Raw genomic sequence first — 21,858 nt, forward strand, 5'->3', positions numbered from 1 at the left:
CGACCCGGCACGCCGAGAAGTTCTCGAACGAGCACTTCTCAGTATGCCGGGCCGGCGGCGAAATCAAACCAGGTTGAGCGCGTCGTCGACGCTGACCGACTCGATCCCCAGTGCGGCGCCGACGGCATCGTTCGTCAGGCGCCCGGCGACGGTGCTGACACCGGCGCGGAGTGCGGCATTCTCCCTGGCAGCGCGGGCGAGGCCCTTCTCGGCGATCTGCAGGGTGTACGGCAAGGTCACGTTGGTGAGTGCGTACGTCGACGTGTGAGGCACCGCTCCCGGCATGTTCGCCACGCAGTAGAACACCGAGTCGTGAACCTTGAACGTGGGCTCCGCGTGGGTGGTGGGACGCGAATCCTCGAAGCAACCACCCTGGTCGATCGCGATGTCGACGAGGACGCTGCCCGGCTTCATCCGCGAGACCAGCGAGTTCGAGATGATCTTCGGTGCCTTGGCGCCCGGGACGAGCACGGCACCGATGACGAGGTCGGCCTGCATGACCTCCTGCTCGATCGAGTAGGCGTTCGCGGCGAGGGTGCGGATCCGGCCCTGGTACATCCGGTCGGCGGCGCGCAGCTTGTCGACGTTCTTGTCGAACAGGACCACATCGGCCCAGGTACCTGCGGCGACGGCGACGGCGTTCATGCCCGAGACGCCGGCACCGATCACGACGACGCGAGCCGGGGACACACCGGATACACCGCCGATCAGTACGCCGCGGCCACCCTCCGGGCGCATGAGTGCTTGCGCACCGACGAGCGGTGCGAGCCTGCCGGCGACCTCGCTCATCGGGAACAGCAGCGGCAGTGAACCGTCGGGAAGCTGAACGGTCTCGTATGCAACGGAATTGGTGCCTGCGGCGAGCAGTGCCCGGGTGCACTCCTCACCCGCAGCGAGGTGCAGGTACGTGAACAACGTGAGGTCCGAACGCATCCGGTGGTATTCCTCCGCGATGGGCTCCTTGACCTTGAGCAGCAGTTCCGCGCTCTGCCACACCGCATCGGCGGAGTCGAGGATCTTCGCGCCGGCGGCACCGTAGGCGTCGTCGCCGATCGACGAGCCCTCCCCCGCACCGCGTTCCACGAACACGTCGTGCCCGTGGGCGACCATTTCGTGGACGCCGGCGGGAGTGGCCGCCACCCGGTACTCGTGGTTCTTGACTTCCTTGGGGATACCGATCCTCATCTGAGACCTCCGTTAGCTGGGGCTGTTCGCCGCTCCGACCACACGTCGTGGTGCCCGAGCGATACCGAAGTCTGGATCACTCTGGCATGGGACCAGAAGGACCAGTTGAGCGCCGTCTACGGGGACCAGACTGGACCCATCGAATACCGCTCTTCTGGCCCTGACCTGCAGTCTGCGCCGTCGGTATGTTGTGGATCACAGCCATTCGACAACGAAGGAGATGGTCGTGGACGTCACCGAATTGCGAGCACGGGCCCGCCGGCACCTCGGACCTCATTTCACCCGTAAGGACACCTGGGAAAGCGACTTTCCGGTGTTCGTTCGTGGCGAGGGAAGCTATCTGATCGACACCGAGGGGGACCGTTTCCTCGACGGTCTGGCAGGCCTGTTCTGCGTGAACATCGGTCACGGCCGCGACGACATCGCCAAGGCGGCGAGCGAGCAGATCGGGACGCTCGCCTACGCCTCCAACTGGGGCAGCGCCCACATCCCCGCGATCGAGGCGTCCGCGCTCATCGCCGACCTGGCACCCGGCGACCTCGGGACGACCTTCTTCGTCAACTCGGGATCCGAGGCCGTGGAGACGGCCGTGAAGTTCGCCCGGCAGTACCACCGCAGCCAGGGCAACCCTCAGCGAACCAAGATCATCAGCCGCGAGATGGCGTACCACGGAACCACTCTCGGCGCGCTCTCGGTAACTCAGCTGCCGAAGATCAAAGACCCGTTCGGCCCGCTGCTGCCCGGGGTTCGTTCCGTGCCCAACACCCTCGGTTACCTCGGCGACTGCGGCCCGGCGAACGAGCTCGACTGCATCGCCGCGATCGAAGCCGTCATCGAGGAAGAGGGTGCCGACACCATCGCCGCCGTGTTCGCCGAGCCGGTTCAGAACGGGCGCGGCGCCCTGGTTCCGCCGGACGGATACTGGTCTGCGCTGCGCGCGCTGTGCGACAAGCACGGGATCCTGCTGGTCTCCGACGAGGTGATCTGCTCGTTCGGCCGCCTCGGGCACTGGTTCGGGCACGGGCTCACCGGTGTGGTGCCCGACATGATCACGTTCGCGAAGGGCTCCACGTCCGGATACGCCCCGCTCGGCGGCCTGATCGTGCGTGAGCAGCTGGTGCGCGAGCTCTACGATTCGCCCAAGGGCGGCGTGTTCACCCACGGCGCGACGTGGGGCGGGCACCCGGTGTCGACGGCGGTGGCGGTCGCGAACATCACCGCGATGCGCGACGAGAACGTGCTGGGCAACGTCACCGCGCGCGGCCCGAAGTTGAAGTCGGCACTCGACTCGCTGATGAGCGCGCACCGCTGCGTCAAGGACGTGCGCGGCACCGGATTCTTCTACGCGATCGAATTGATGGCCGACAGCGACAGCGGCCGCGAGTTCACCGAGCAGGAATCGCTGACGGTGTTGCGCAAGGTACTGCCGGAGGCGTTCGCCCGCACCAAGGTGATTCTCCGCGGCGACGACCGGGGTGCCACGATGCTGATGATCTCGCCGCCCCTCGTCGCCGACGACGAGGTGCTCTCGGAACTGCTCCACGGCATCGACAGCATGCTCACCGACATCGAAAAGGCAATCCAGCCGTAGGAACGGTACGTTCCCCGAGTTCCAGCGGGTGGCGGTCGTCGAGATCGACGACCGCCACCCTTCTTCGTAGTGATGGGAGAGCGAGGCCATGGCCCCGGGCGTCACCGCTGTACCACCCACCGACGCTGCACGACTGAATGATTCGTCGCTGATCGACCACTGGATCGCCACCCTGCGCGGGGAGAACCGCATCGTCGGTCTGGCGGACGGAGAAGACGAGCGCGCGATACGTGCGGCCCACCATCTGCACCACAAATGTGTCGTCTCCCCGCGGCTGTTCGGGCGGCGGGACGTCATCCGGCGCATCGCCGAGGCCGCGGGTATCCCACTGGCCGAGGAACTCGTCGTCGACCTCGCCGAGGCGGCCGCCGACCCCGCGATCCGTGACGCCGTCGAATCGGGATTCGCCAGGTACCCCGACCGGATCGAGTCGGCGCTGTCCGACCCGGTGTGCCTCGCCGCAGCGGCACTGCGCGCCGGAGTGGTCGACGCCTGCGTCGCGGGCGCGAGCAGGCCGACGTCCGACGTGCTGCGGGCCGGACTGCGCATCGTCGGTCTCGCGCCGGGATCGAGCATCCTGTCGAGCTCGTTCCTGATGTTGCTGTCGGACGGCAGGCAGTTGACGTTCTCCGACTGCGCAGTAGTACCCGACCCCACGGTCGAGGAACTGGTCGACATCGCGCTGGCCGCCAGCGCCACCCACTTCCAGCTCACCGAGCAGACGCCGATCGCGGCGATGCTGTCGTTCAGCACCCAGGGCAGCGCCAGCCACCCGCGAGTGGAGAAGGTCCGCGAGGCCGCGGAATTGGTGCGCGTCCGGGACCCGCAGTTGCACGTGGACGGTGACCTGCAATTCGATGCCGCGCTGGTCGCCGAGATCGGCGCGTCCAAGGCGCCCGGTTCACGGGTCGCCGGCCGGGCGAACGTGTTGGTCTTCCCCAATCTCGATGCCGGCAACATCGGGTACAAAATTGCTCAGCGGCTCGGTGGTGCAATAGCCTTGGGTCCCATCCTGCAAGGCTTGGCCGCACCGTGGAACGACCTGTCCCGAGGGTGCACCGGCAGCGACATCGAACTGATGGCTCTGGTGAGCGCAGTCCAATCCTTGGCCACCTGAATATCAGACCTGCGCGGGAACGTGCCACCGGATCGGGAAGGAAGCCGCGATGACGATGCTCCTCATCGGTGCCCTGTGTATCGGCATCGCCTCGGTCATCGGCGGCGCCACCGGGTTCGGGACGGCACTGATCGCGACGCCGGTGATGCTGATGGTCGGATTCGCCGTTCCCGAAGTGGTATTCGTCAATCTGGTGGCGGGCCTGATCACGCGGATCGGCGCCGCGTATCAGTTGCGAGAACACATCACGTGGGGACGGGTGGCGCTGCTCGGCGGTGGCAGCCTGCCCGGCGCCTGGCTGGGCGCGGTCACGCTCGGTTCTCTGCCGGAGCAGTATCTGAAGCCGGCAGCGGGAGTCGTGGTGATGTTGTGCGGGCTTGCGATGGCGCTCCCCAACCGGGCGGAAGCCACACGTGCGCCCTCCACGACCGCGCACGTCCTCACCGGTTCCGTGGGTGGGTACCTCGGAACGACGACGTCGCTCAACGGACCGCCACCGGTCCTGTTGCTGATGCGCGCGCGGTTGCCACCGATGGCCTTCATTGCCGATCTCGCAGGCTATTTCATCGTCGCGAACGTGATGGCGCTCGCGGTCCTGTGGTTTCACGACGAAATCACGGAATCGATGTTCTGGCCGCGACTCCCGGTCTTCGTCGGGGCCGCGCTGATCGGCAACGTCATCGGGCTGGCGATCGCCCGCCGACTTCCGCCGGGGGTGTTCCGTTCCGCGGTCATCGTACTGGTGATCGCCGCCGGTGCGGCGACCTGCATTCTCGGGTGACAGCTGCTCACGGTTCGGCACCGACCCGGCGGACCAGACGCACCAGTTCGCCTGCGGGACCATCGAGCTGACGCGCGCCCCGCCACACGGCGCGCAACACCCTGTCGAGTTCGAGACCGTCGACGTCGATCACCTTCAGCTCTCCCGCGCCGACCTGCTCCGCCACCGCCAGGGTGCTCATCACCGCCGGACCGACCCCGGCCAGCACGCTGGTGCGAATCGCGGCGGCGCTGCCCAGCTCGAGAAGCGGTGCCGCCCGGTCGTATTCCTGCAATGCCACGTCGAGGGTGGTCCGCGTTCCGGATCCCGGCTCGCGGGCCAGGAGCGGTGTCAGTGCCAACTCGGCGACGGACAGCGCCTTCCGTCGCCGTGCCCACGGATGGGTGGGGTGAACGACGACGACCAACCGGTCACGCGCGACCGTGAGACTCTTCAACGGTCGTGGTACCGTCGGCGATTCGACGAACCCGACGTCGCAGATCCTGCTGTCGATCCGCTCGAACACCTGAGTCGAGTTGTGTACCTGCAGGTGAATGGTTACGTCGTAGTGCAAACGGCGAAACTGCCCCAGCCACCCCGGCATCAGGTGTTCCGCGACTGTCATGCTCGCACCTACCGTCAACTCGGCGGCGCGTTCCGCGCGCAATCCCTCGGCGACGTCGAGCAGCCGGCGCGTGTCGGAGAGCACCCGGCGCGCCCAGTGCGCGATCACGGTTCCCTGCGGTGTCAGTATCGAGCCCGTCGGGCTGCGCTGCAGCAGTGTCATGCCGAACTGGCGCTCGAGTTGCTTGATGGCGCGACTCGCATTCGGCTGCGCCATTCCGGCGAGTCTGGCGGCAGCGCTGAGGCTTCCGTGGTCGTCGACGCCCACGAGCAACTCGAGAACGGGGAACTCGGGCCATCTGCGGGACATGCATCGAGTATATGACCCCGGCGCAAGACATATCACACTGATATATGTGTATGTCGAGATGACGGCTACCGGAGACGGCCGCGGTGACGGACCGTGGATCCATGAGTAGTCAACTGAGCGAATCGAAGTCCGAGGAACAGCGCGTCGAGAGCCCGGCAACGCTGCCGCGACTGCAGACCGCCACGGCCGCTCTCCTGCCGGGTCTGACGCTGTGCGCCGTCGCCACCGCCGTCGCCATGGGTGTCGGCCGGTTCCTTCCGACGGTGAGCCCACTGCTCATCGCCATCGTGCTCGGTGCCGTTCTGTCGAACGTCGTGCATCTGCCCGAACGCCTGCGCCCGGGACTGCAGTTCTCTGCCAAGAAGCTGTTGCGGGTGGGCATCGCCCTCCTCGGACTCCAGTTGATGCTGAGCGACATCCTCGGACTGGGCTGGGGCGTCATCGTCGTGGTCGTCTCGATCGTCTGTCTCGGCATCGTGGGAACGATGTTCGTGGGCAAGCTGCTCGGCCTCAGCTGGACCCAGCGCCTGCTCATCGCCTGCGGATTCTCGATCTGCGGTGCGGCCGCCGTCGCGGCGGTGGACGGTGTCGTCGACGCCGACGAGGAAGAGGTGATCACCGCGGTCGCGCTCGTCGTCATCTTCGGCACGCTCATGATCCCCGCGATCCCGCTGCTGTCGCGGGCGCTGGGACTCTCCGACACCGACGCCGGCCTGTGGGCGGGCGGCTCCATCCACGAGGTCGCGCAGGTCGTCGCCGCGGGCGGCGCGATCGGCGGTGCCGCCCTCGGCGTCGCCGCGGTCGTCAAACTCGCGCGAGTCCTCATGCTCGCCCCGGTCATGGCCGTCCTCAGCGTGCGCCAGCGCAAGCTCGCCGGCACCGACGCCGACGTGAAGCGGCCCCCGCTCGTCCCGCTCTTCGTCCTTGCGTTCCTCGTCTGCGTCGGCCTGCGGTCGTCCGGCCTGCTGCCCGAGGGCCTGCTTGCCGAGGCCAAGATCGTGCAGACCGGTCTCCTCACCGCCGCGATGTTCGCCCTCGGTGCCGGCGTCCAGATCGCCACGATCAAGAAGGTCGGCGCACGACCCTTCGTGCTCGCAGGCATCTCCACCGTCTGGGTGGCATCGATCGCCCTGGTCGGCGTACTGCTCGCGGGGTGATGTCGACCCACCCCTGTCGCCCCCCGCGGAGTCCAGGGACCAATTTTTGATCAAGGCTTTCATTATTTTGTGACCCGGGTTACTGTGTCCACCATCAATCAAACCTTTGATTAGTTAGGTGGATCGCATGAGCCCCACGAGCTTCGCTTCGTCGGCCGACCTCGGTGAGAAGGAACAGACCCTCGAGGTCCTCGCCGACGGCGTGTACGCCCTCACCGCCGAGGGGGATCCCAACATCGGCGCCATCGAGGGCGAGGACTTCGTCGTCTGCTTCGAGGCGCTCGCCACCCCGGTGGCCGCCCAGGACTGGCTGCGCAAGCTACGCGAGCACACCGACAAGCCGGTCCGGTACCTGGTGCTCTCGCACTACCACGCCGTCCGCGTTCTCGGTGCGGCCGCGTTCGACGCCGAGACCATCGTCTCGCACGAGACCACCCGCGCGCTCATCGAGGAGCGTGGAAAAGAAGACTGGGCAAGCGAATTCGGACGCATGCCGCGCCTGGCCAAAGCGGCCGACTCGGTGCCCGGACTGACGTGGCCCACCCTGACGTTCGCCGACAAGCTCGCCATCGACCTCGGGGGCGGACGCGGCGACCTGGTTCTCCAGCACTTCGGCCGCGGACACACCGAGGGCGACATCACCGCGTGGCTGCCGAAGCAGAAGATCCTCTTCGCCGGCGACCTCGTGGAGGCTCAGGCCGCGCTCTACACCGGTGACGCCTTCCACCGCGACTGGTCCACCGGCACCCTCGACCGGATCAAGGAGCTCGGCGCTGAGGTCCTGATCGGCGGACGCGGCGCCGTCTCCCACGGTCGGGAGGCCGTCGACGCCGCGATCGAGCAGACCCGCCACTTCATCGAGGTCATGCTGGCCGAGGTCGGTGCCGTCCAGCAGCGCGGTGGCACCCTCAAGGAGGCGTTCGAAGCCACCCACGCCGCACTGAACGAGCAGTACGGGCACTGGCCGATCTTCGAACACTGCCTCCCCTTCGACGTCTCCCGCGTGTGGGACGAACTGTCGGGCATCGAGCGGCCCGTCATCTGGACCGCCGAGCGTGACCGCGAGGTCTGGGACCAGTTGCAGGGCTGACGTCCGTCACCGTTTCACAGGGCTGACGTCCGTCACCGTTTCACACTGACAAGGCGAGGATCATGGGAAGACGACACACCCGCGGCGGCACGGTCACCGTCGTGGGCAACGGCCCGGTGGGGCAGACGAGCGCGTTGCTGTTGGCGCGCTGGGGAATACCGGTGACGTTGCTCGACGCACGGGCCGAGCGTGACCCGATCGGATCGAAGGCCATCTGCCAGCAGCGGGACGTCCTCGAGGTGTGGGACGCGATCGGCGTCGGCAGGCAACTGGCCGACGAGGGCGTGACGTGGGGGTGCGCCCGCACCTTCCACCGCGACCACGAACTGTTCGCGCAGACCTTCGTCGACCGCGGCATCTCGTCGTTCCCGCCGTTCGTCAACATCTCCCAGGCACGGACCGAGGAACTGCTCGACGAGCGGATCGCGGCGACGCCGTCGATCGACGTCCGGTGGGGATACGAGGCCACGTCGGTGGATCAGGACGAGACCGGCGTGACCATCACCTGCCGCACCGGCTCCGGGGAGGAGACCGTCACGTCGGACTACGTGGTGGTGGCCGTGGGGTCGCGGGGCAGCGCGATCCGGCGGCAGCTGGGTGTCACGTTCGACGGTCGTTCGTTCGACGACAAGTTCCTGATCTGCGACATCGCCGCCGACATCCCGGGCTGGGCCGACGAACGCCGCTTCTATTTCGACCCCGAGTGGAACCCGGGCAGGCAGGTGCTCATCCACCCCTGCCCGGACTCGACGTTCCGCATCGACTGGCAGGTGCCCGGCGAGTACGACCTCGAGGCCGAGGAGAAGTCGGGCGCGCTGGACGCGCGGATCCGGAAGATCATCGGCGACACCGACTACCGGATCGTGTGGAAATCGGTGTACCGCTTCCACTCCCGGGTCGCGAGCCGAATGCGCATCGACCGGGTGCTGTTGGCCGGCGATGCCGCGCACATCGTGTCGCCGTTCGGGGCGCGCGGACTGAATTCCGGTGTCGCCGACGCCGAGAACGCGGCATGGAAACTCGCGTTCGTCCTGCGGGGCTGGGCCGGCGAGTCGCTGCTCGAGACGTACCACACCGAGCGGCACGCGGCGGCCGTCGAGAACATCGCGGTCACCACGGCGACGATGGACTTCCTCGTCCCGCAGTCCGAGGATCAGCACCGGCACCGGCGCGACGTGCTCACCACGGCGGTCACCGACCCGGAGGCGCGGGCCCACGTCGACAGCGGACGCCTCGCCGAGCCGTTCTGGTACGTCGAATCACCCGTGACCACAATCGATCCGCAGCGACCCTTCGCCGGGCGCCCCGACCGCGGCTGCACCCCGGCCGCGGCGCCGGGAATCCTCGTGCCCGACACCCCGGTGACGTTGCAGGGCGGTGCCGGCACCCGGCTCCGCGCCATCGCCCGGCACGGAATCCTGCTTCTCGCGGGTCACGGTGTGGACGTCGACGAGATCCGCAGCGCGGCACTCGACACGGTGCACACGCCGATCCGCCTCGTCCGGCTGTCGGAGATCGACCGCACCGGCGTCCTCACCGCCGCGTTGGACGCGAAGCCCGGTGAGGTGTGGGTCATCCGCCCCGACGCGTACGTCGCGGCGGTCACCGACACAGTCGACGGGCTGATGTCCGCATTGCGACGGGTGACGCTTCAGTAGCTCGGTGGCGACATCATCCAGAGCGCTACAGCAGGCTTGCCGTCGATCTCCCGGGCGCGGTGCGGGCTGGCGCTCGAGTACGCGACGCTGTCGAGTGCGTTGAGCACGTCGGTGTGCTCACCGACGGTGACCTCGATGCGGCCGGAGATGACGAGCAGCACTTCTTCGGAGTCGCCGTGTGCGTACAGCTCGTCACCGGTGGTCCCGTACGGGTCGAACTCCCCGATGAACGATTCGAGCTGGCGATGGGTGGTCGGCGTGATGCGGACCTTCCGCGCGTTGGTGCCGAAGGCATTGAAATGCGCGGTGCGGTACCGGTGCACAGCGGTCGTCGATGCCTCGGTGAACAACTCGCCGACGTTCATCTCCAGGCACGCGCAGATCCTCTGCAGGGTCGCGATGCTGGCAGTGTTGCGGTCCCGTTCGAGCTGGCTGAGAAACCCCTCACTGACCTCGGCTTTCGCGGCGACCTCGGCCAGCGTCAACCGCAGCGCGCGCCGTCGTGAGCGCAGTCGCGCACCCAGTGAATGGGGATCGACCGCTGGCGAACCGTCGTCCGTCGATGCACTTGACATACCTCAGAAAGTACATCAGCCTTTGGTTGTGATCAAGATAACTTTATCTTAGGTAAAGAAAAATTGACCGGGGAGTCTCTCCATGCGAAACGGCCACCTTTCCCACTGGATGTCGCGAGATGATCTCGACACCCCCGCGACCGTGCCCTTGGACCGCGACGAGGAAGTCGATGTCGCGATCGTGGGCGGTGGACTCTCAGGACTGTGGACCGCGTGGGCCCTTACCCAGGCCGACCCCTCACTGTCCGTCGCCGTGTTCGAAGCCGAGCGTCTCGGATTCGGAGCCTCCGGACGCAACGGCGGCTGGTTGTCCGCGAAACCCGTTGGAATCCGTGATGTTCTGGCACGTCAACACGGTGGTCGTGCCGGCGTCCTCGAGATCGAACAGCGACTGGAAGAATCCATCCACGACGTCGTCGACGTGCTCGGCGCTCAGAACATCGACGCCCGCCATGGCGGCTGGATGCAGGTGGCCCGCTCGGCCAGCGAACAGAACCGGATCGAAAACTACCTTGCCAAGAGCCGCAGCTGGGGCGTCGACGAAGGCCGCCTCCGCCTCCTCACCGCCGCCGAGGCGAGCGAGCGGGTGAACATCGCCGGCGTGACGGGCGCCCTGCACTCACCGGACAACTACTGCGTGGATCCCGTGAAGATGCTGCTCGCCCTTGCCCGGACCGTTCAACGGGCCGGGGTGCGCATCTACACCTCGTCGCGGGTGGACACGATCGAGCCCGGCCGACTCGCTGTCGGCGCTCACTCCGTCCGGGCACGTCGGCATGTCGTGGTCGCCACCGAAGGCTATTCCTCCCGGCAGCGGGGACAGCGCCGACGGATGCTCCCATTCAACAGTGCGATGCTCGTGACCGACCGGCTCACCGACGATCAGTGGGAGCAGATCGGCTGGGCGCACGGCGACGGAGTGTCGGGTGCAGCCCACAGGGTCATCGGAGCGATCAAAGACCACACCTACAGCTTCGGCCTCGCCATGATCCCAATGATGATCCTCGCCGCCGTCAGCGTCATCACATTGCTCATCGCCGCCTACTTCGAAGGCAGAGGAAAAACGACAACCACACGCCCGAAAAGGTTCCCGGCACCGTCGCGCACTAACCGGAGCTCCCCGACATCGTCCGGTCAAGTCCGTCAGCAGGCGCCAACTGACGGAAACCGGTTGTACGCCCTTCCCGGCTTGGGATTCGTTTAGCCCTATCCCCGCTGCGGGACGGGTCGGAGTCCCTTCATGAGGGGGCCGTCGGCAACGCGACGGTCGTCGAGTGGTCAGTAGCTTTTGGGGAGATTGAGCATCGAGGTGCCGATGTGCGCCAAGATGAGTTGCTCGGCGACCGGAGCGTTCTTGACGATCCGGGCGTCGCGCATCCAACGCTCGACGGGGTATTCCTTGGAGTAGGCCATCCCGCCGAGGGTCTGGAACGCCTGATCCGCAGCCTCCCACGCCACCTGGGAGCCGGTCAGCTTGGCGACGTTGGCCTCGTTGCCGCAGGGGAGTCCCTGGTCGAAGAGCCAGGCTGCCTTACGTGTCATCAGCCGGGCGAGTTCGACCTTCGCCTTGACCTGGGCGAGGGGGAATTGGATGCCTTGGTTGGCGCCGATAGGGCGGCCGAACACCTCGCGTTCGGTGGCGTACTTGGCGGCGTACGCGAGCGCCGCGTCCGCGGCGCCGATTGCGCCTGCTGCGGCGATGATCCGTTCCGGGTTGAGGACGTCCCACAGGACCGGGAAGCCGCCGTCGATATCGCCGATGACGTTGTGGGCGGGCACCCGCACGTCCTCGAAGAACACCTGGCTCGAGCACAGGATGTTGTTGCCCATCTTCGGAATGGGCGTGTAGCTCAGCGTGCCGGCAGCCAACGCCTCCTTTACATCCACGAGGAGCAGCGTGAAGCCGTTGTACCGAGGGGTCGCCTCGGCGGCCGGGATGGTGCGGGTCACGGCGACCATCCAGTCGGCGTTCTCGACGTTGGAGATCCAGACCTTCTGGCCCTTGATGAGGAAGTCGTCGCCGTCGCGGCGGGCCGAGGTGGTGATCTCGATCGCGTTGCTGCCTGCATTCGGCTCGGTCAGCGCGAAGCAGAACTGGATGTCGCCGACGGCGATGCCCGGGAGGATCGCTTGTTTCTGTTCCTCGGTGCCGTGCCGGACCAGGGTGGTCGCGCCGAAGCCAGGGGTGGTGACATAGAAGAAAGTTCCCGCGCCACCTCCAGAGGCACACAGGGTCTCGTTCGCGATCGCAACTTCGAGCAGGCCCTGCCCGCCCCCGCCGTACTGTTCAGGGACGTTCAGTCCTAACCAGCCGCCCTTGCCGAGGTCGGTGAAGATTTCGATGGGGAAGCGGTGGGCCTCCTCGCACTCGGACCAGTAGGCGTTGTCGTACTTCGCGGCGACGGCACGAACACCGTCCTGGACGGCGAGGGCGGTGTCGGGGAGATTGAAGTCCATCAGAGTCTCGGATTCCTTCGGTGACAATACGGTGGTTGGAGGAGAAGAGCGGCGATCTGAGGCCCCACATCGCCCATGCCGAGCGGTCCGATGGACCGACGCGGACGGTCGGGGGCGCGGACCGGCGGGCGGGTGGTGCGGCATCAGCGTGTGAAGCCGGCGAAGACGGGCACGAGTCAGAGCACGGCAGCGAGCCGAGTGCCCTGGTCGATCGCGCGCTTGGCATCCAGTTCGGCCGCAACGTCCGCTCCTCCGATGAGGTGTACCGACATGCCGGCCGCCTGCAGGGCGTCGTACAGTTCCCGGTTGGGCTCCTGTCCGGTGCACAGGATCACGTTGTCGACCGTGAGCACCCGCTTCTCGTCGCCGACGAGATAATGCAGGCCCTCGTCGTCGATGCGGTCATAGGTCACTCCTGCGACCATTTTGACGCCCCGATGCTTGAGTTCGGTGCGGTGGATCCAGCCGGTCGTCTTGCCCAGACCTGCCCCCACCTTGGTCGCCTTGCGTTGCATCAACGTGACGGTCCGAGTCGCTGGCGTCGGCACCGGGGGCTTGAGGCCGCCGGCGTTGCGGTAGTCCGGGTCGACGCCCCATGGGGCGAGGAATTCCGGGATGCTGGTGTGGTCACTGCCGCTGTCGGTGAGACACTCGGCCACGTCGAAGCCGATTCCTCCCGCGCCCAGGATCACGACCCTGCTACCCACGGGTTGCTTGTCGCGTAGCACGTCGAGGTATCCCAGCACCATCGGGTGATCGACGCCTGAGATGTCCGGCTTCCTGGGACGAACACCCGTCGCGAGGACAACCTCGTCGTAGCCGAGCAGATCCGAAGCGGCCACGGTCGCCCCAAGCCGCAGTGAGACGCCGGTGACGTCGATTCGGTGCCGGAAGTAGCGGAGGGTCTCGTCGAACTCCTGCTTCCCCGGCACCTGACGGGCCACGTTGAGTTGACCTCCGATGGCGTCGGCTGCGTCGTACAAATCCACCTGGTGCCCACGTTCGGCAGCGGCGGTCGCGATGGCGAGGCCCGCGGGTCCTGCGCCGACCACGGCAACTCGCTTCTTCCTAAGCGTCGGACCGAGCACGAGTTCGGTCTCGTGGCACGCACGGGGATTGACGAGGCAGGAGGTGATCTTTCCGGCGAAACCGTGGTCGAGGCAGGCCTGATTGCAGCCTATGCACGTGTTGATGGAGTGCGAGGCGCCGTTGGCGGCCTTGCTGACGAAGTTCGGGTCGGCCAGGAACGGACGGGCAAGCGACACCATGTCGGCGTATCCCCCGGCGAGAAGCTCCTCGGCCTTCTCCGGGGTGTTGATCCGGTTGCTCGTCACCAGGGGCACGCCCACGGCACCCATGAGCCGCTTGGTGACCCACGCGTAGGCGCCGCGGGGTACCGAAGCAGCGATGGTCGGGATGCGGGCCTCGTGCCAGCCGATCCCCGTGTTGATGATGGTTGCACCAGCCGACTCGACGGCCTTGGCGAGAGCCACGACCTCATCGAACGTCGATCCGTCCGGAACCAGGTCCAGCATCGACAGTCGGTAGATCACGATGAAGTCGGGCCCGACTGCCTCCCTCACTGCGCGGACGATCTCGACGGGGAAGCGAATGCGGTTCTCGTAGGTGCCGCCCCATTCGTCGGTGCGCTGGTTGGTGCGTCGGGCGATGAACTGGTTGATCAGATAGCCCTCGGATCCCATGATCTCGACACCGTCGTACCCCGCTTGCTTGGCCAGGGCAGCGCACGTCGCGTAGTCGGCGATCGTCTGATCTACCTCGGCGGAGCTGAGTTCGCGGGGCAGGTACTCGCTGATGGGCGCCTGGATCGCACTGGGCGCCACCACGTCGGCATGGTTGCCGTACCGGCCGACGTGCAGGATCTGCATGGCGATCCGACCCCCGGCCTCGTGGACCGCCCGCGTGATGGCGCGGTGGTGATCGGCCTCGTCTGCTGTGGTGAGCTTGGCGCCTCCTCCGTTCGGCAAGCCGCACCCGGCTTCATTCGGCGCGATGCCTCCGGTCACGATCAGGCCGACGCCGCCACGGGCGCGTTCGGCGTAGAAGGCGGCCATCCGCTCGAAGCCGTTTTCGACCTCCTCCAACCCAACGTGCATGGAGCCCATTAGCACTCGGTTGGGCAGGCGGGTAAACCCGAGATCGAGGGGTTCGAGTAGGTGAGGGTAGGACATGCGGAAGCTCCCTTCGAGAGCGAATGGTGTGCTGGAGAGGCGATCAGAGGCCGAGGTCACGGCCGATCAGCTCCTTCATGATCTCGTTGGAGCCCGCCCAGATCTTGGTCACGCGCGCGTCACGCCACGCCCGCGCCACCCGGTACTCGTTCATGAACCCGTAGCCTCCGTGGAGCTGGACACAGTGGTCGAGGATCTCGTTCTGCACATCAGCTGCCCACCACTTGGCCTTGGCCGCATCGACGTCGGAGAGCGCACCCTGCGCGTGTGCGTTCACGCACTGGTCTACGTAGGCCTGGGTGACGTCGATGCGCGTGAACAGCTCTGCGAGAACGAACTTGTTGTGCCGGAAGGATCCGATCGGAGACCCGAACGCCTGTCGTTGCTTGGCGTACTCGAGGGTCTCCTCGAGAATCTGTCTGGCTTGGGCGACGTTGCCGACGGCGCCGATGATGCGCTCCTGAGGAAGCATCTGCATCATCTGGACGAATCCGCGATCGACCTCACCGACGATATCTGCGTCGGTGAGGCGAACGTCCTCGAAGAACAGCTCGGCGGTGTCCGACTCGCGTTGGCCGACCTTGTCGAGCCTGCGCCCGCGATGGAAGCCGGGTGCTGTGGCGGGAATGGCGAAAAGCGTGATCCCGCGCGCTTTCTTCTCCGGGCCCGTCCGGACGGCCGTGATCACCAGGTCGGCGGTGAAACCGTTGGAGATGAAGGTCTTGGATCCGTTGACGACCCACGAGTCCCCGTCTCGGACAGCGGTCGTCTTCGACGCCGCCAGGTCGGACCCGCCGGAGGGCTCGGTCATACCGATCGCCAGCACCACTTCCCCAGAGACCACGCCGGGAAGCCAGCGCTTGCGGAGCGCCTCGCTACCGAACTCGACAAGGTAAGGGGCCGTGGTGTCGGCGTGAATCCCGACAGCGGTCGAGAGCGCGAGGTTGACCTTCGCCAGTTCCTCGGTCAGCACCGCGTTGAAGCGGAAGTCGTCGGCACCCGCGCCGCCGTACTCCTCGGGCACCGCGAGGCCCAGCATGCCGATCTCGCCGGCCTCGAGCCAGAACTCCCGCGGCAAGATCCCTTCCTCGGCGTACCTGCCGAGGAAGGGAATCACGGAGCGTTCGAGGAAGGTGCGTACGGTCTCCCGGAAGGCATGGTGGTCGTCGGTGTAGAGAGTTCGGTTCATCGGTCTCCGGCTGTCGCGTTGAAAGGTCGGCGGTGGGTCAGGTGAGCGTCTCGACGGGGAGGGAGCCCGCGGCGTGCAGCGCGCGGAGTCGCTTCTTGTCGAACTTGCCGACACTCGTCTTGGGAACCTCGTCGACGAACACCCAGTGCTCGGGGAGCTGCCACTTGGCGAACTGAACACCGAGGAACTCGCGAAGCTCCTCGCAGGTGACCTCCGCGCCGGGTGCAGTCACCACGGTGACCAGCGGGCGTTCGTCCCACTTCGGGTCGGGAATGCCGATCACGGCGGCCTCGATGACCGAGGGGTGTCCCATCACGGCATTCTCGAGACCGACCGAGGAGATCCACTCGCCGCCGGACTTGATGATGTCCTTGGTCCGGTCGGCGAGGGTGAGGTAGCCGTCGGGCGAGATCCGTCCGATGTCACCGGTGCGCAGCCAGCCATCGCGGAACTTCTCGGGGTCGATCGCGTTCCCGGCCGGCGAGTAGTAGGAGCCGGTGATCCAGGGTCCACGGACCTCGAGTTCGCCCAACGCGATTCCATCGTGCGGGAGGATCGTGCCGTCGTCGTCGACCAGCCGAGCCTGCACCCCGGCTGGGAAGCGGCCCTGGGTGTACCGGTATCGCCAAGCGTCGTCGCCGGAGGCGCCGGCGGGCGGGTGGGCCACGGAGCCGAGGGGCGAGGTCTCCGTCATGCCCCAGGCGTGGAGGAGCTGCACGCCGTACTTCTCCTCGAAGGTGTGCATCATCGCCGGAGAGAGGGCAGCACCGCCGACCACCACGGTCCGCAGGTGGGAGATGTCTTGGTCTTTGCCTTCGAGCTGGGCGAGGACCCCGCTCCAGATGGTGGGGACTGCGGCACCGTAGCTCGGCTTCTGGGAGTCCATGAGCCGCAGGAGGTGCTCGGGCTGCAGGAAGCGGTCCGGCAACAGGACATTCGCGCCGTTCATCATGGCGGCGTACGGGATGCCCCACGCGTTCGCATGGAAGAGCGGAACGATCGTCAAGACGGTGTCTTCACCGGTGAAGCCCATGCCATCACGGTTGATCAGCTGCATCGCGTGGAGCCAGTTGGACCGATGGGTGTACACGACGCCCTTCGGGTCCCCAGTCGTTCCCGACGTGTAGCACATCGCTGCGGCCGACCGCTCGTCCACGATTGGGAAGTCGAAGTCCTCCGGCTCCGCCGCGAGGAGGTCTTCCCAGCTGTGGATCTGGACTTCCGCCGGCACCTCCAACGATGCGGTGTCACCGTTGACGATGACATGCCGGACGGTCTTCAGGTGAGGCAGGTGCTGGTTGAACGCGGGAACGAGAGACTCGTCCACCACCACGACCAGGTCCTCGGCGTGGTTGGCCACGTATTGGAGCTGCTCGGGGAACAGGCGGATGTTGAGGGGGTGCAGGACCGCGCCCATGGCCGGCACGCCCAGGTACGCGACGACGTGCTCGTTGTTGTTCCACATGTACGTCGCGACCCGGTCGCCGACGCCGATGCCGAGCTTGGTGAGCGCGTGCGCCAGTCTGCTCGCGCGGCGTCCGAGCTCGCGGAAGGTCATGGTCCGAACGCCGTCCCCGGTCCAGGTCGAGACCGTGCGATCTCCGTGGACGCTGGACCCGTAGCGCAACAGGGTGGCGAGCGAGAGCTGCTCGTCCTGCATCGTGCCTAGCATGGTGGGCTTCCTCCCGTTTGTGACGTGGACCATCGGCTGGCCCGTGACGGGAGGTTATGGCCGGAAACGTCGCTCGACGCCGCCCGCGCTCGGGAACAGGTATATGAACAGGTATGGCGTGGGGCACACGTACCCGTGCGGGTCGCCTGAACGTCAGGGATTGTCCTGTGTCATGACTCACAACCACGTGGACGCCGTCATCGTCGGCGCAGGATTCTCCGGCCTCTATGCCACCCACCGCCTGCGGAACCAGCAGGGCCTCTCCGTCCAGAGCTTCGAAGCAATGTCGGGCCCCGGCGGTGTCTGGAACCGCAACCGCTACCCCGGTGCCCGCTGCGACTTCGAGAGCATCTTCTACTCGTTCTCCTTCGACGAGGATCTGCAGAAGGAATGGCGCTGGACCGAGCGGTTCGCTGCCCAACCCGAGATCCTCGCCTACCTCGAGCACGTAGCAGACCGGTTCGACCTGCGACGCAGCTACCGGTTCAACACCAGGGTCACCTCAGCGGTCTGGCGAGAAGACGCCGAACGGTGGGAGGTCCGTACCGACGACGGGGCGGTGACCATGGCGCGGTACTTCATCAACGGTGCCGGCGCGTTCAGCGTCTCGAAGCCCAACGACTTCCCGGGGCAGGACGACTTCGAAGGCACGATCGCCCACACCACTCAGTGGCCGGACGACATCGATCTGGCCGGTAAGCGCGTGGCCGTGATCGGGACCGGATCGACCGGAATCCAAGTCATCCAGACCATCGCAGGCGAGGTGGGTGAGCTGACGGTCTTCCAGCGCACTCCCAACTACGCCTGCCCGCTCGGCAACCGGCCGATGGCCGACGAGGAGTTCGCCGACGTCGTCGCCGACTATCCCCGACTGCGCGCAGAGTCCAGGGCGAGTCTGGCTGGCGCGCCGTACCCCCGGCCCGAACGCCCGGCCCTGATGGACACCCCCGAGCAGCGGGAGCAGGTCTACGACCAGCACTACGACGGCGGCGGCTTCCGCATGCTGGCCTCCACGTACTTCGACCTCATCTACGACGCGGACGCCAACGAGACCGCGGCGGAGTACATCCGCGGCAGGATCCGCCAGCGCGTCAACGACCCCAAGATTGCCGAACTCCTCTGTCCCACCAACCACCCCTACGGCGTGAAGCGAGCCACGTTCGAGACCGGCTACTTCGAGGTGTTCAACCTGCCCCATGTGCACTTGGTGGATGCTCGGACCGCTCCGATCGAGCGGATCACGCGCAAGGGCATCGCAACGACGGACCACGAGTACGAGTTCGACGTCATCGTCCTGGCGACAGGGTTCGACGTCGGTGCTGGCGCTCTCGTGCAGATGGGGGTCGTGGGTCGCGACGGCCGCAAGCTCGCAGATCACTGGAGCGACGGCCAGCGCGCATACCTGGGGATGGCTACGCACGGGTTCCCCAACCTGTTCCACATCAACGGCCCGCAGAGCGCGGCCGCGCTGTTCAACAACCCCATCGCTATCGAGGACAGCGTGGACTTCGTGGGCGGGCTCATTGCGCATACCGACGCCGCGGACTGCACCCGCGTCGAGGTGAGCGAGTCGGCGGAGAATCGCTACAACGAGCTCGTCAGGGAGGTCGCGGACGCGACGCTGTTTCCGACTGCGACGACGTGGTACATGGGCGACAACATCAAGGGCAAGGCACGCACTCCCCTCTCGCTGTTCACCGGAGCTCCGATGTATCGCGCGATCTGCGCCGAGGTCGAGGCAACGGGCTACGCGGGGTTCACGTTCGACCAGGACGAGCAGCCGTTGTCGAGCCTGGTGCAGGTGGACGGATCCGCGGTGTTCTTCCTCGCCGGCATGATGAACATCGGAGCCAAGCCCCTCGCGGAGTGCAACCTCGAGGAGGCACGAGCCGCCATGGACATGTTCCAGTTCTTCCAGGCGTCCCTTCCGTCCGACGTCACTATCAGTGAAGTCGACTTCCCGTCTGGTAACGACGGCCGGAAGCTCCGTCTGTACCGCCCCACCGCAGTGCAGGGGCCGCTGCCCGTGGTCCTCTTCCTCCATGGCGGCGGCTGGATCGGCGGAAGTCTGGACGCATTCAACGAGCCATGCGCCGCACTCGCGCACAATACCGGGGCTCTGGTGGTCTCTCCCGAGTATCGTCTCGCACCTGAGCACCCGTTCCCGGCTGCGGTCGAAGACACGCTCTCGGCGCTGCGGTGGGTGGCGGAGAACATCGCGGTGCACGGCGGAGATCCGGAGCGGATCGCCGTGGGTGGTGAGAGCGCGGGAGCCAACCTCGCCGCGGTCGCCGCGCAGCGGGCTCGTGACGAGGACGGACCCCGGCTGACCGCGCAGGTGCTCGTCGCACCGGTCACGGACCCGTTCGCCGAGACGGAGTCGCGCAAGCTGTTTGCGAACGGCCCCGTGCTGTCGATGGAGCTCTGCGCACGGATGGCCGGAATGTACGCCGTGGACCCCACCGATCTGGCTTCGCCGTCGATCGCGCCCGCCCGGGCCGCCGACCTGTCAGGCCTACCGCCGACCCTGGTGCTCACCATGGGCGTGGACCCACTACGCGACGAAGGTGAGGACTATGCCCGCGCGCTGGCCGCCGCCGGTACTCCCGCGGAGTCACGCCGATTCGAGGGGCTGATCCACACCACCCTCTCGATGTCGGGGTCCCTCCCCAGGGCCGCGGAGGTCCAGGCGGCCCTGGCGGCGTTCCTCGCACCGCTGTTGTGCGCCGACCCCGCAACCACGACCGCCGGCGTCTGACCCGGGGAAAGAGACGAACGACATGACGGTTCAGAACAAGCGAGTGTTGGTGACCGGCGGCGGCCGAGGAATCGGTCGAGGCATCGTCGAGGGCTTCGTGGAGGCGGGCGCACGCGTCGCGATCGCCGATATTGCGGGCGCGGAGCAGGCAGCGAAGGACATTGGCGGCGACACCGTAGGCGTCACCTGTGACGTGAGCTCCGGCGAAAGCGTCGCCAGCGCCCTCACCGCCGTGGGCGAGTCGCTCGGCGGCTTGGATGTCGTGGTGAACAACGCTGGCGTCGAGGCGTTCGGGCCGCTCCATGAGCTGAGCGAGGATTCATTCGACAAGGTGATCTCGGTGAACCTGCGAGGAACCTGGCTGGTCTATAAGCACGCCGTGCCCCTGATGCAAGGCGGGGCGATCGTGAACATTGCATCCCTCGCTGGGATCGTCGGGTTTCCGCTGCTCGGGGCCTACGCGGCCGCCAAGGCCGGTGTGGTGCGGCTGACCGAGGTCATGGCAGTGGAGCTGCGCGACCTCGGCGTACGGGCGAACGCAATCTGTCCGGGGTTCATCGATACCCCGATGATGCGTCGCGCCTTCGACGACTTCGAGGCTCCACCCGGCGGGCCGTCCCTCGAGGAGATCATCACGGCGCGACAGGGTCGACTCGGGAAGCCGCAGGAAGTGGCTTCGCTGGCCGTCTTCCTGGCGTCCGATGCCGCGACCTTCGTCAACGGCACCGCAATCACGCTGGACGGCGGCATGAACGTCAACAGGTTGTGAATGGGGAAACAGGCGACCAGTTCGCCCGAACGCGATGGAGCACACCACCAGGGCGTGGGTGCTGGTACGGCGATCCACCCAACTCCCGTCACGACGACCTCTCCTGTCGGGAACACGCACGCCCGACCGTCCATCCGGGACAGTTCCTGGTCCGCAACGGGTGGCTCTGGTGTGACACGGCGCAGCGGGCATGGATGGAATTCGACACTTACATCCCCGCTTGGTCACTCGATGTCGGTCGCCCCGAGCCGGGGCAGACCGTGGTCGTTTCCGGTGCCGTTGGCGTTGGTTCGTCTGCCAGATCACGAAGCTCTCGGGGTTGTCGCGTGGTCGGCATTGCCGGCGGCGCACGGAACTGCGATTGGCTCCTCGACCAACTGGGCGTAGACGAGGCGCTGGACCACCGCGGCGGTGACCTGGAGCGGCGCGTGGCGCATGCCTGCCCAGAGGACATCACGTCTTCTTCGACAACCTCGACGCAGCGCCCCTGGCCGCCGCCTTCGCGGACGGCGCCCAGGGGTCGCGTGGTCCTGTGCGTCGCCGTCTCGAGCTACTGGCGGGACGCTCGCCCGGGCATCACCCACCACATGAACCTGATCGTCCAGCGATGCACGGTGCAGGGCTTCCTGGTCTTTGACTACACCGACCGATACGGCGAAGCAGTCATGGGCTTGGCCGAGTGGTCGGCAGCGGGTAGTCGACCCGGCCAGGGCCTGCCTACGATCCCAACATGACTCGTGTTCAGGCACCCCGG

The 21,858-nt window shown here is 66.7% G+C and carries 17 protein-coding genes; 10 read left to right on the plus strand and 7 right to left on the minus strand.

Translation table 11 applies throughout. The features are described from left to right. Positions 1–63: 63 nt before the first annotated feature. Positions 64–1,185 (minus strand): alanine dehydrogenase, encoded by a 1,122-nt coding sequence (gene ald / locus JVH1_RS18870; protein ID WP_009476621.1) that lies wholly within the window; start codon positions 1,183–1,185, stop codon positions 64–66. Positions 1,186–1,405: 220 nt separating this feature from the next. Here ald and JVH1_RS18875 point away from each other — a divergent pair, with 220 nt between their 5' ends. The 3 genes from JVH1_RS18875 (at position 1,406) to JVH1_RS18885 (ending at position 4,674) form a co-directional block, all read left to right on the plus strand. After that, entirely contained in the window at positions 1,406–2,776 is a 1,371-nt protein-coding gene (locus JVH1_RS18875) for an aspartate aminotransferase family protein (protein ID WP_016884783.1), read from the plus strand. An 88-nt stretch (positions 2,777–2,864) separates the two neighbouring features. Further along, positions 2,865–3,893: a phosphotransacetylase gene (locus JVH1_RS18880; protein ID WP_009476618.1), complete on the plus strand. Its 1,029-nt coding sequence runs from the start codon at positions 2,865–2,867 to the stop codon at positions 3,891–3,893. A 49-nt stretch (positions 3,894–3,942) separates the two neighbouring features. Next, a complete protein-coding gene (locus tag JVH1_RS18885) occupies positions 3,943–4,674 on the plus strand; it encodes a sulfite exporter TauE/SafE family protein (RefSeq protein ID WP_009476617.1) in 732 nt (243 codons plus the stop codon). A 7-nt stretch (positions 4,675–4,681) separates the two neighbouring features. Here JVH1_RS18885 and JVH1_RS18890 read toward each other — a convergent pair whose 3' ends face one another. Then, a complete protein-coding gene (locus JVH1_RS18890) occupies positions 4,682–5,587 on the minus strand; it encodes a LysR family transcriptional regulator (protein ID WP_009476616.1) in 906 nt (301 codons plus the stop codon). A 101-nt stretch (positions 5,588–5,688) separates the two neighbouring features. On the opposite strand from JVH1_RS18890, the gene JVH1_RS18895 reads away from it, so the two are divergent. The 3 genes from JVH1_RS18895 to JVH1_RS18905 all read left to right on the plus strand — a co-directional run bounded on the left by JVH1_RS18895 (position 5,689) and on the right by JVH1_RS18905 (position 9,492). Continuing rightward, complete coding sequence (locus tag JVH1_RS18895) at positions 5,689–6,744, plus strand: YeiH family protein (RefSeq protein WP_043780242.1); 1,056 nt, start codon at positions 5,689–5,691, stop codon at positions 6,742–6,744. Positions 6,745–6,871: 127 nt separating this feature from the next. Next, positions 6,872–7,834: an MBL fold metallo-hydrolase gene (locus tag JVH1_RS18900; protein ID WP_009476614.1), complete on the plus strand. Its 963-nt coding sequence runs from the start codon at positions 6,872–6,874 to the stop codon at positions 7,832–7,834. Between the two features lie 62 nt (positions 7,835–7,896). Beyond that, on the plus strand, positions 7,897–9,492 hold the full coding sequence (locus JVH1_RS18905) for an FAD-dependent monooxygenase (protein WP_009476613.1): 1,596 nt from the start codon (positions 7,897–7,899) through the stop codon (positions 9,490–9,492). Here the strand turns inward: JVH1_RS18905 and JVH1_RS18910 are convergent. Next, a complete protein-coding gene (locus tag JVH1_RS18910) occupies positions 9,486–10,067 on the minus strand; it encodes a helix-turn-helix domain-containing protein (protein ID WP_009476612.1) in 582 nt (193 codons plus the stop codon). The genes JVH1_RS18905 and JVH1_RS18910 overlap by 7 nt on opposite strands. A gap of 82 nt (positions 10,068–10,149) precedes the next feature. Between JVH1_RS18910 and JVH1_RS18915 the strand changes: the two genes are divergently transcribed. After that, positions 10,150–11,271, plus strand: a complete 1,122-nt coding sequence (locus JVH1_RS18915) for an FAD-binding oxidoreductase (RefSeq protein WP_009476611.1) — start codon at positions 10,150–10,152, stop codon at positions 11,269–11,271. Between the two features lie 74 nt (positions 11,272–11,345). Here JVH1_RS18915 and JVH1_RS18920 read toward each other — a convergent pair whose 3' ends face one another. The 4 genes from JVH1_RS18920 to JVH1_RS18935 all read right to left on the minus strand — a co-directional run bounded on the left by JVH1_RS18920 (position 11,346) and on the right by JVH1_RS18935 (position 17,577). After that, entirely contained in the window at positions 11,346–12,524 is a 1,179-nt protein-coding gene (locus tag JVH1_RS18920) for an acyl-CoA dehydrogenase family protein (protein WP_009476610.1), read from the minus strand. Between the two features lie 176 nt (positions 12,525–12,700). Further along, positions 12,701–14,716 (minus strand): FAD-dependent oxidoreductase, encoded by a 2,016-nt coding sequence (locus JVH1_RS18925; RefSeq protein ID WP_009476609.1) that lies wholly within the window; start codon positions 14,714–14,716, stop codon positions 12,701–12,703. 43 nt (positions 14,717–14,759) lie between these two features. Continuing rightward, positions 14,760–15,905, minus strand: a complete 1,146-nt coding sequence (locus JVH1_RS18930; RefSeq protein WP_009476608.1) for an acyl-CoA dehydrogenase family protein — start codon at positions 15,903–15,905, stop codon at positions 14,760–14,762. Between the two features lie 37 nt (positions 15,906–15,942). Continuing rightward, positions 15,943–17,577, minus strand: coding sequence for a long-chain fatty acid--CoA ligase (locus tag JVH1_RS18935; protein WP_009476607.1), 1,635 nt, complete (start codon positions 17,575–17,577; stop codon positions 15,943–15,945). A gap of 172 nt (positions 17,578–17,749) precedes the next feature. Between JVH1_RS18935 and JVH1_RS18940 the strand changes: the two genes are divergently transcribed. The 3 genes from JVH1_RS18940 (at position 17,750) to JVH1_RS18950 (ending at position 21,838) form a co-directional block, all read left to right on the plus strand. Further along, positions 17,750–20,335: an alpha/beta hydrolase fold domain-containing protein gene (locus JVH1_RS18940; RefSeq protein WP_009476606.1), complete on the plus strand. Its 2,586-nt coding sequence runs from the start codon at positions 17,750–17,752 to the stop codon at positions 20,333–20,335. 22 nt (positions 20,336–20,357) lie between these two features. Continuing rightward, complete coding sequence (locus JVH1_RS18945) at positions 20,358–21,104, plus strand: SDR family NAD(P)-dependent oxidoreductase (RefSeq protein ID WP_009476605.1); 747 nt, start codon at positions 20,358–20,360, stop codon at positions 21,102–21,104. Positions 21,105–21,298: 194 nt separating this feature from the next. Continuing rightward, the gene (locus tag JVH1_RS18950) at positions 21,299–21,838 is read left to right on the plus strand and encodes a hypothetical protein (RefSeq protein WP_157174037.1); all 540 of its coding nucleotides are present in this window, start codon (positions 21,299–21,301) and stop codon (positions 21,836–21,838) included. Positions 21,839–21,858 lie beyond the last annotated feature (20 nt).

The organism is Rhodococcus sp. JVH1 (genome assembly GCF_000280725.2).
Lineage (GTDB): Bacteria > Actinomycetota > Actinomycetes > Mycobacteriales > Mycobacteriaceae > Rhodococcus_F > Rhodococcus_F jostii_A.

What these genes read in the sequence shown, in the direction of transcription:
- ald (WP_009476621.1), bottom strand. Translation starts at nt 1,185, where the DNA reads ATGAGGATCGGTATCCCCAAGGAAGTCAAGAACCACGAGTACCGGGTG.
- JVH1_RS18875 (WP_016884783.1), top strand. Translation starts at nt 1,406, where the DNA reads ATGGTCGTGGACGTCACCGAATTGCGAGCACGGGCCCGCCGGCACCTC.
- JVH1_RS18880 (WP_009476618.1), top strand. Translation starts at nt 2,865, where the DNA reads ATGGCCCCGGGCGTCACCGCTGTACCACCCACCGACGCTGCACGACTG.
- JVH1_RS18885 (WP_009476617.1), top strand. Translation starts at nt 3,943, where the DNA reads ATGACGATGCTCCTCATCGGTGCCCTGTGTATCGGCATCGCCTCGGTC.
- JVH1_RS18890 (WP_009476616.1), bottom strand. Translation starts at nt 5,587, where the DNA reads ATGTCCCGCAGATGGCCCGAGTTCCCCGTTCTCGAGTTGCTCGTGGGC.
- JVH1_RS18895 (WP_043780242.1), top strand. Translation starts at nt 5,689, where the DNA reads ATGAGTAGTCAACTGAGCGAATCGAAGTCCGAGGAACAGCGCGTCGAG.
- JVH1_RS18900 (WP_009476614.1), top strand. Translation starts at nt 6,872, where the DNA reads ATGAGCCCCACGAGCTTCGCTTCGTCGGCCGACCTCGGTGAGAAGGAA.
- JVH1_RS18905 (WP_009476613.1), top strand. Translation starts at nt 7,897, where the DNA reads ATGGGAAGACGACACACCCGCGGCGGCACGGTCACCGTCGTGGGCAAC.
- JVH1_RS18910 (WP_009476612.1), bottom strand. Translation starts at nt 10,067, where the DNA reads ATGTCAAGTGCATCGACGGACGACGGTTCGCCAGCGGTCGATCCCCAT.
- JVH1_RS18915 (WP_009476611.1), top strand. Translation starts at nt 10,150, where the DNA reads ATGCGAAACGGCCACCTTTCCCACTGGATGTCGCGAGATGATCTCGAC.
- JVH1_RS18920 (WP_009476610.1), bottom strand. Translation starts at nt 12,524, where the DNA reads ATGGACTTCAATCTCCCCGACACCGCCCTCGCCGTCCAGGACGGTGTT.
- JVH1_RS18925 (WP_009476609.1), bottom strand. Translation starts at nt 14,716, where the DNA reads ATGTCCTACCCTCACCTACTCGAACCCCTCGATCTCGGGTTTACCCGC.
- JVH1_RS18930 (WP_009476608.1), bottom strand. Translation starts at nt 15,905, where the DNA reads ATGAACCGAACTCTCTACACCGACGACCACCATGCCTTCCGGGAGACC.
- JVH1_RS18935 (WP_009476607.1), bottom strand. Translation starts at nt 17,577, where the DNA reads ATGCTAGGCACGATGCAGGACGAGCAGCTCTCGCTCGCCACCCTGTTG.
- JVH1_RS18940 (WP_009476606.1), top strand. Translation starts at nt 17,750, where the DNA reads ATGACTCACAACCACGTGGACGCCGTCATCGTCGGCGCAGGATTCTCC.
- JVH1_RS18945 (WP_009476605.1), top strand. Translation starts at nt 20,358, where the DNA reads ATGACGGTTCAGAACAAGCGAGTGTTGGTGACCGGCGGCGGCCGAGGA.
- JVH1_RS18950 (WP_157174037.1), top strand. Translation starts at nt 21,299, where the DNA reads ATGGAATTCGACACTTACATCCCCGCTTGGTCACTCGATGTCGGTCGC.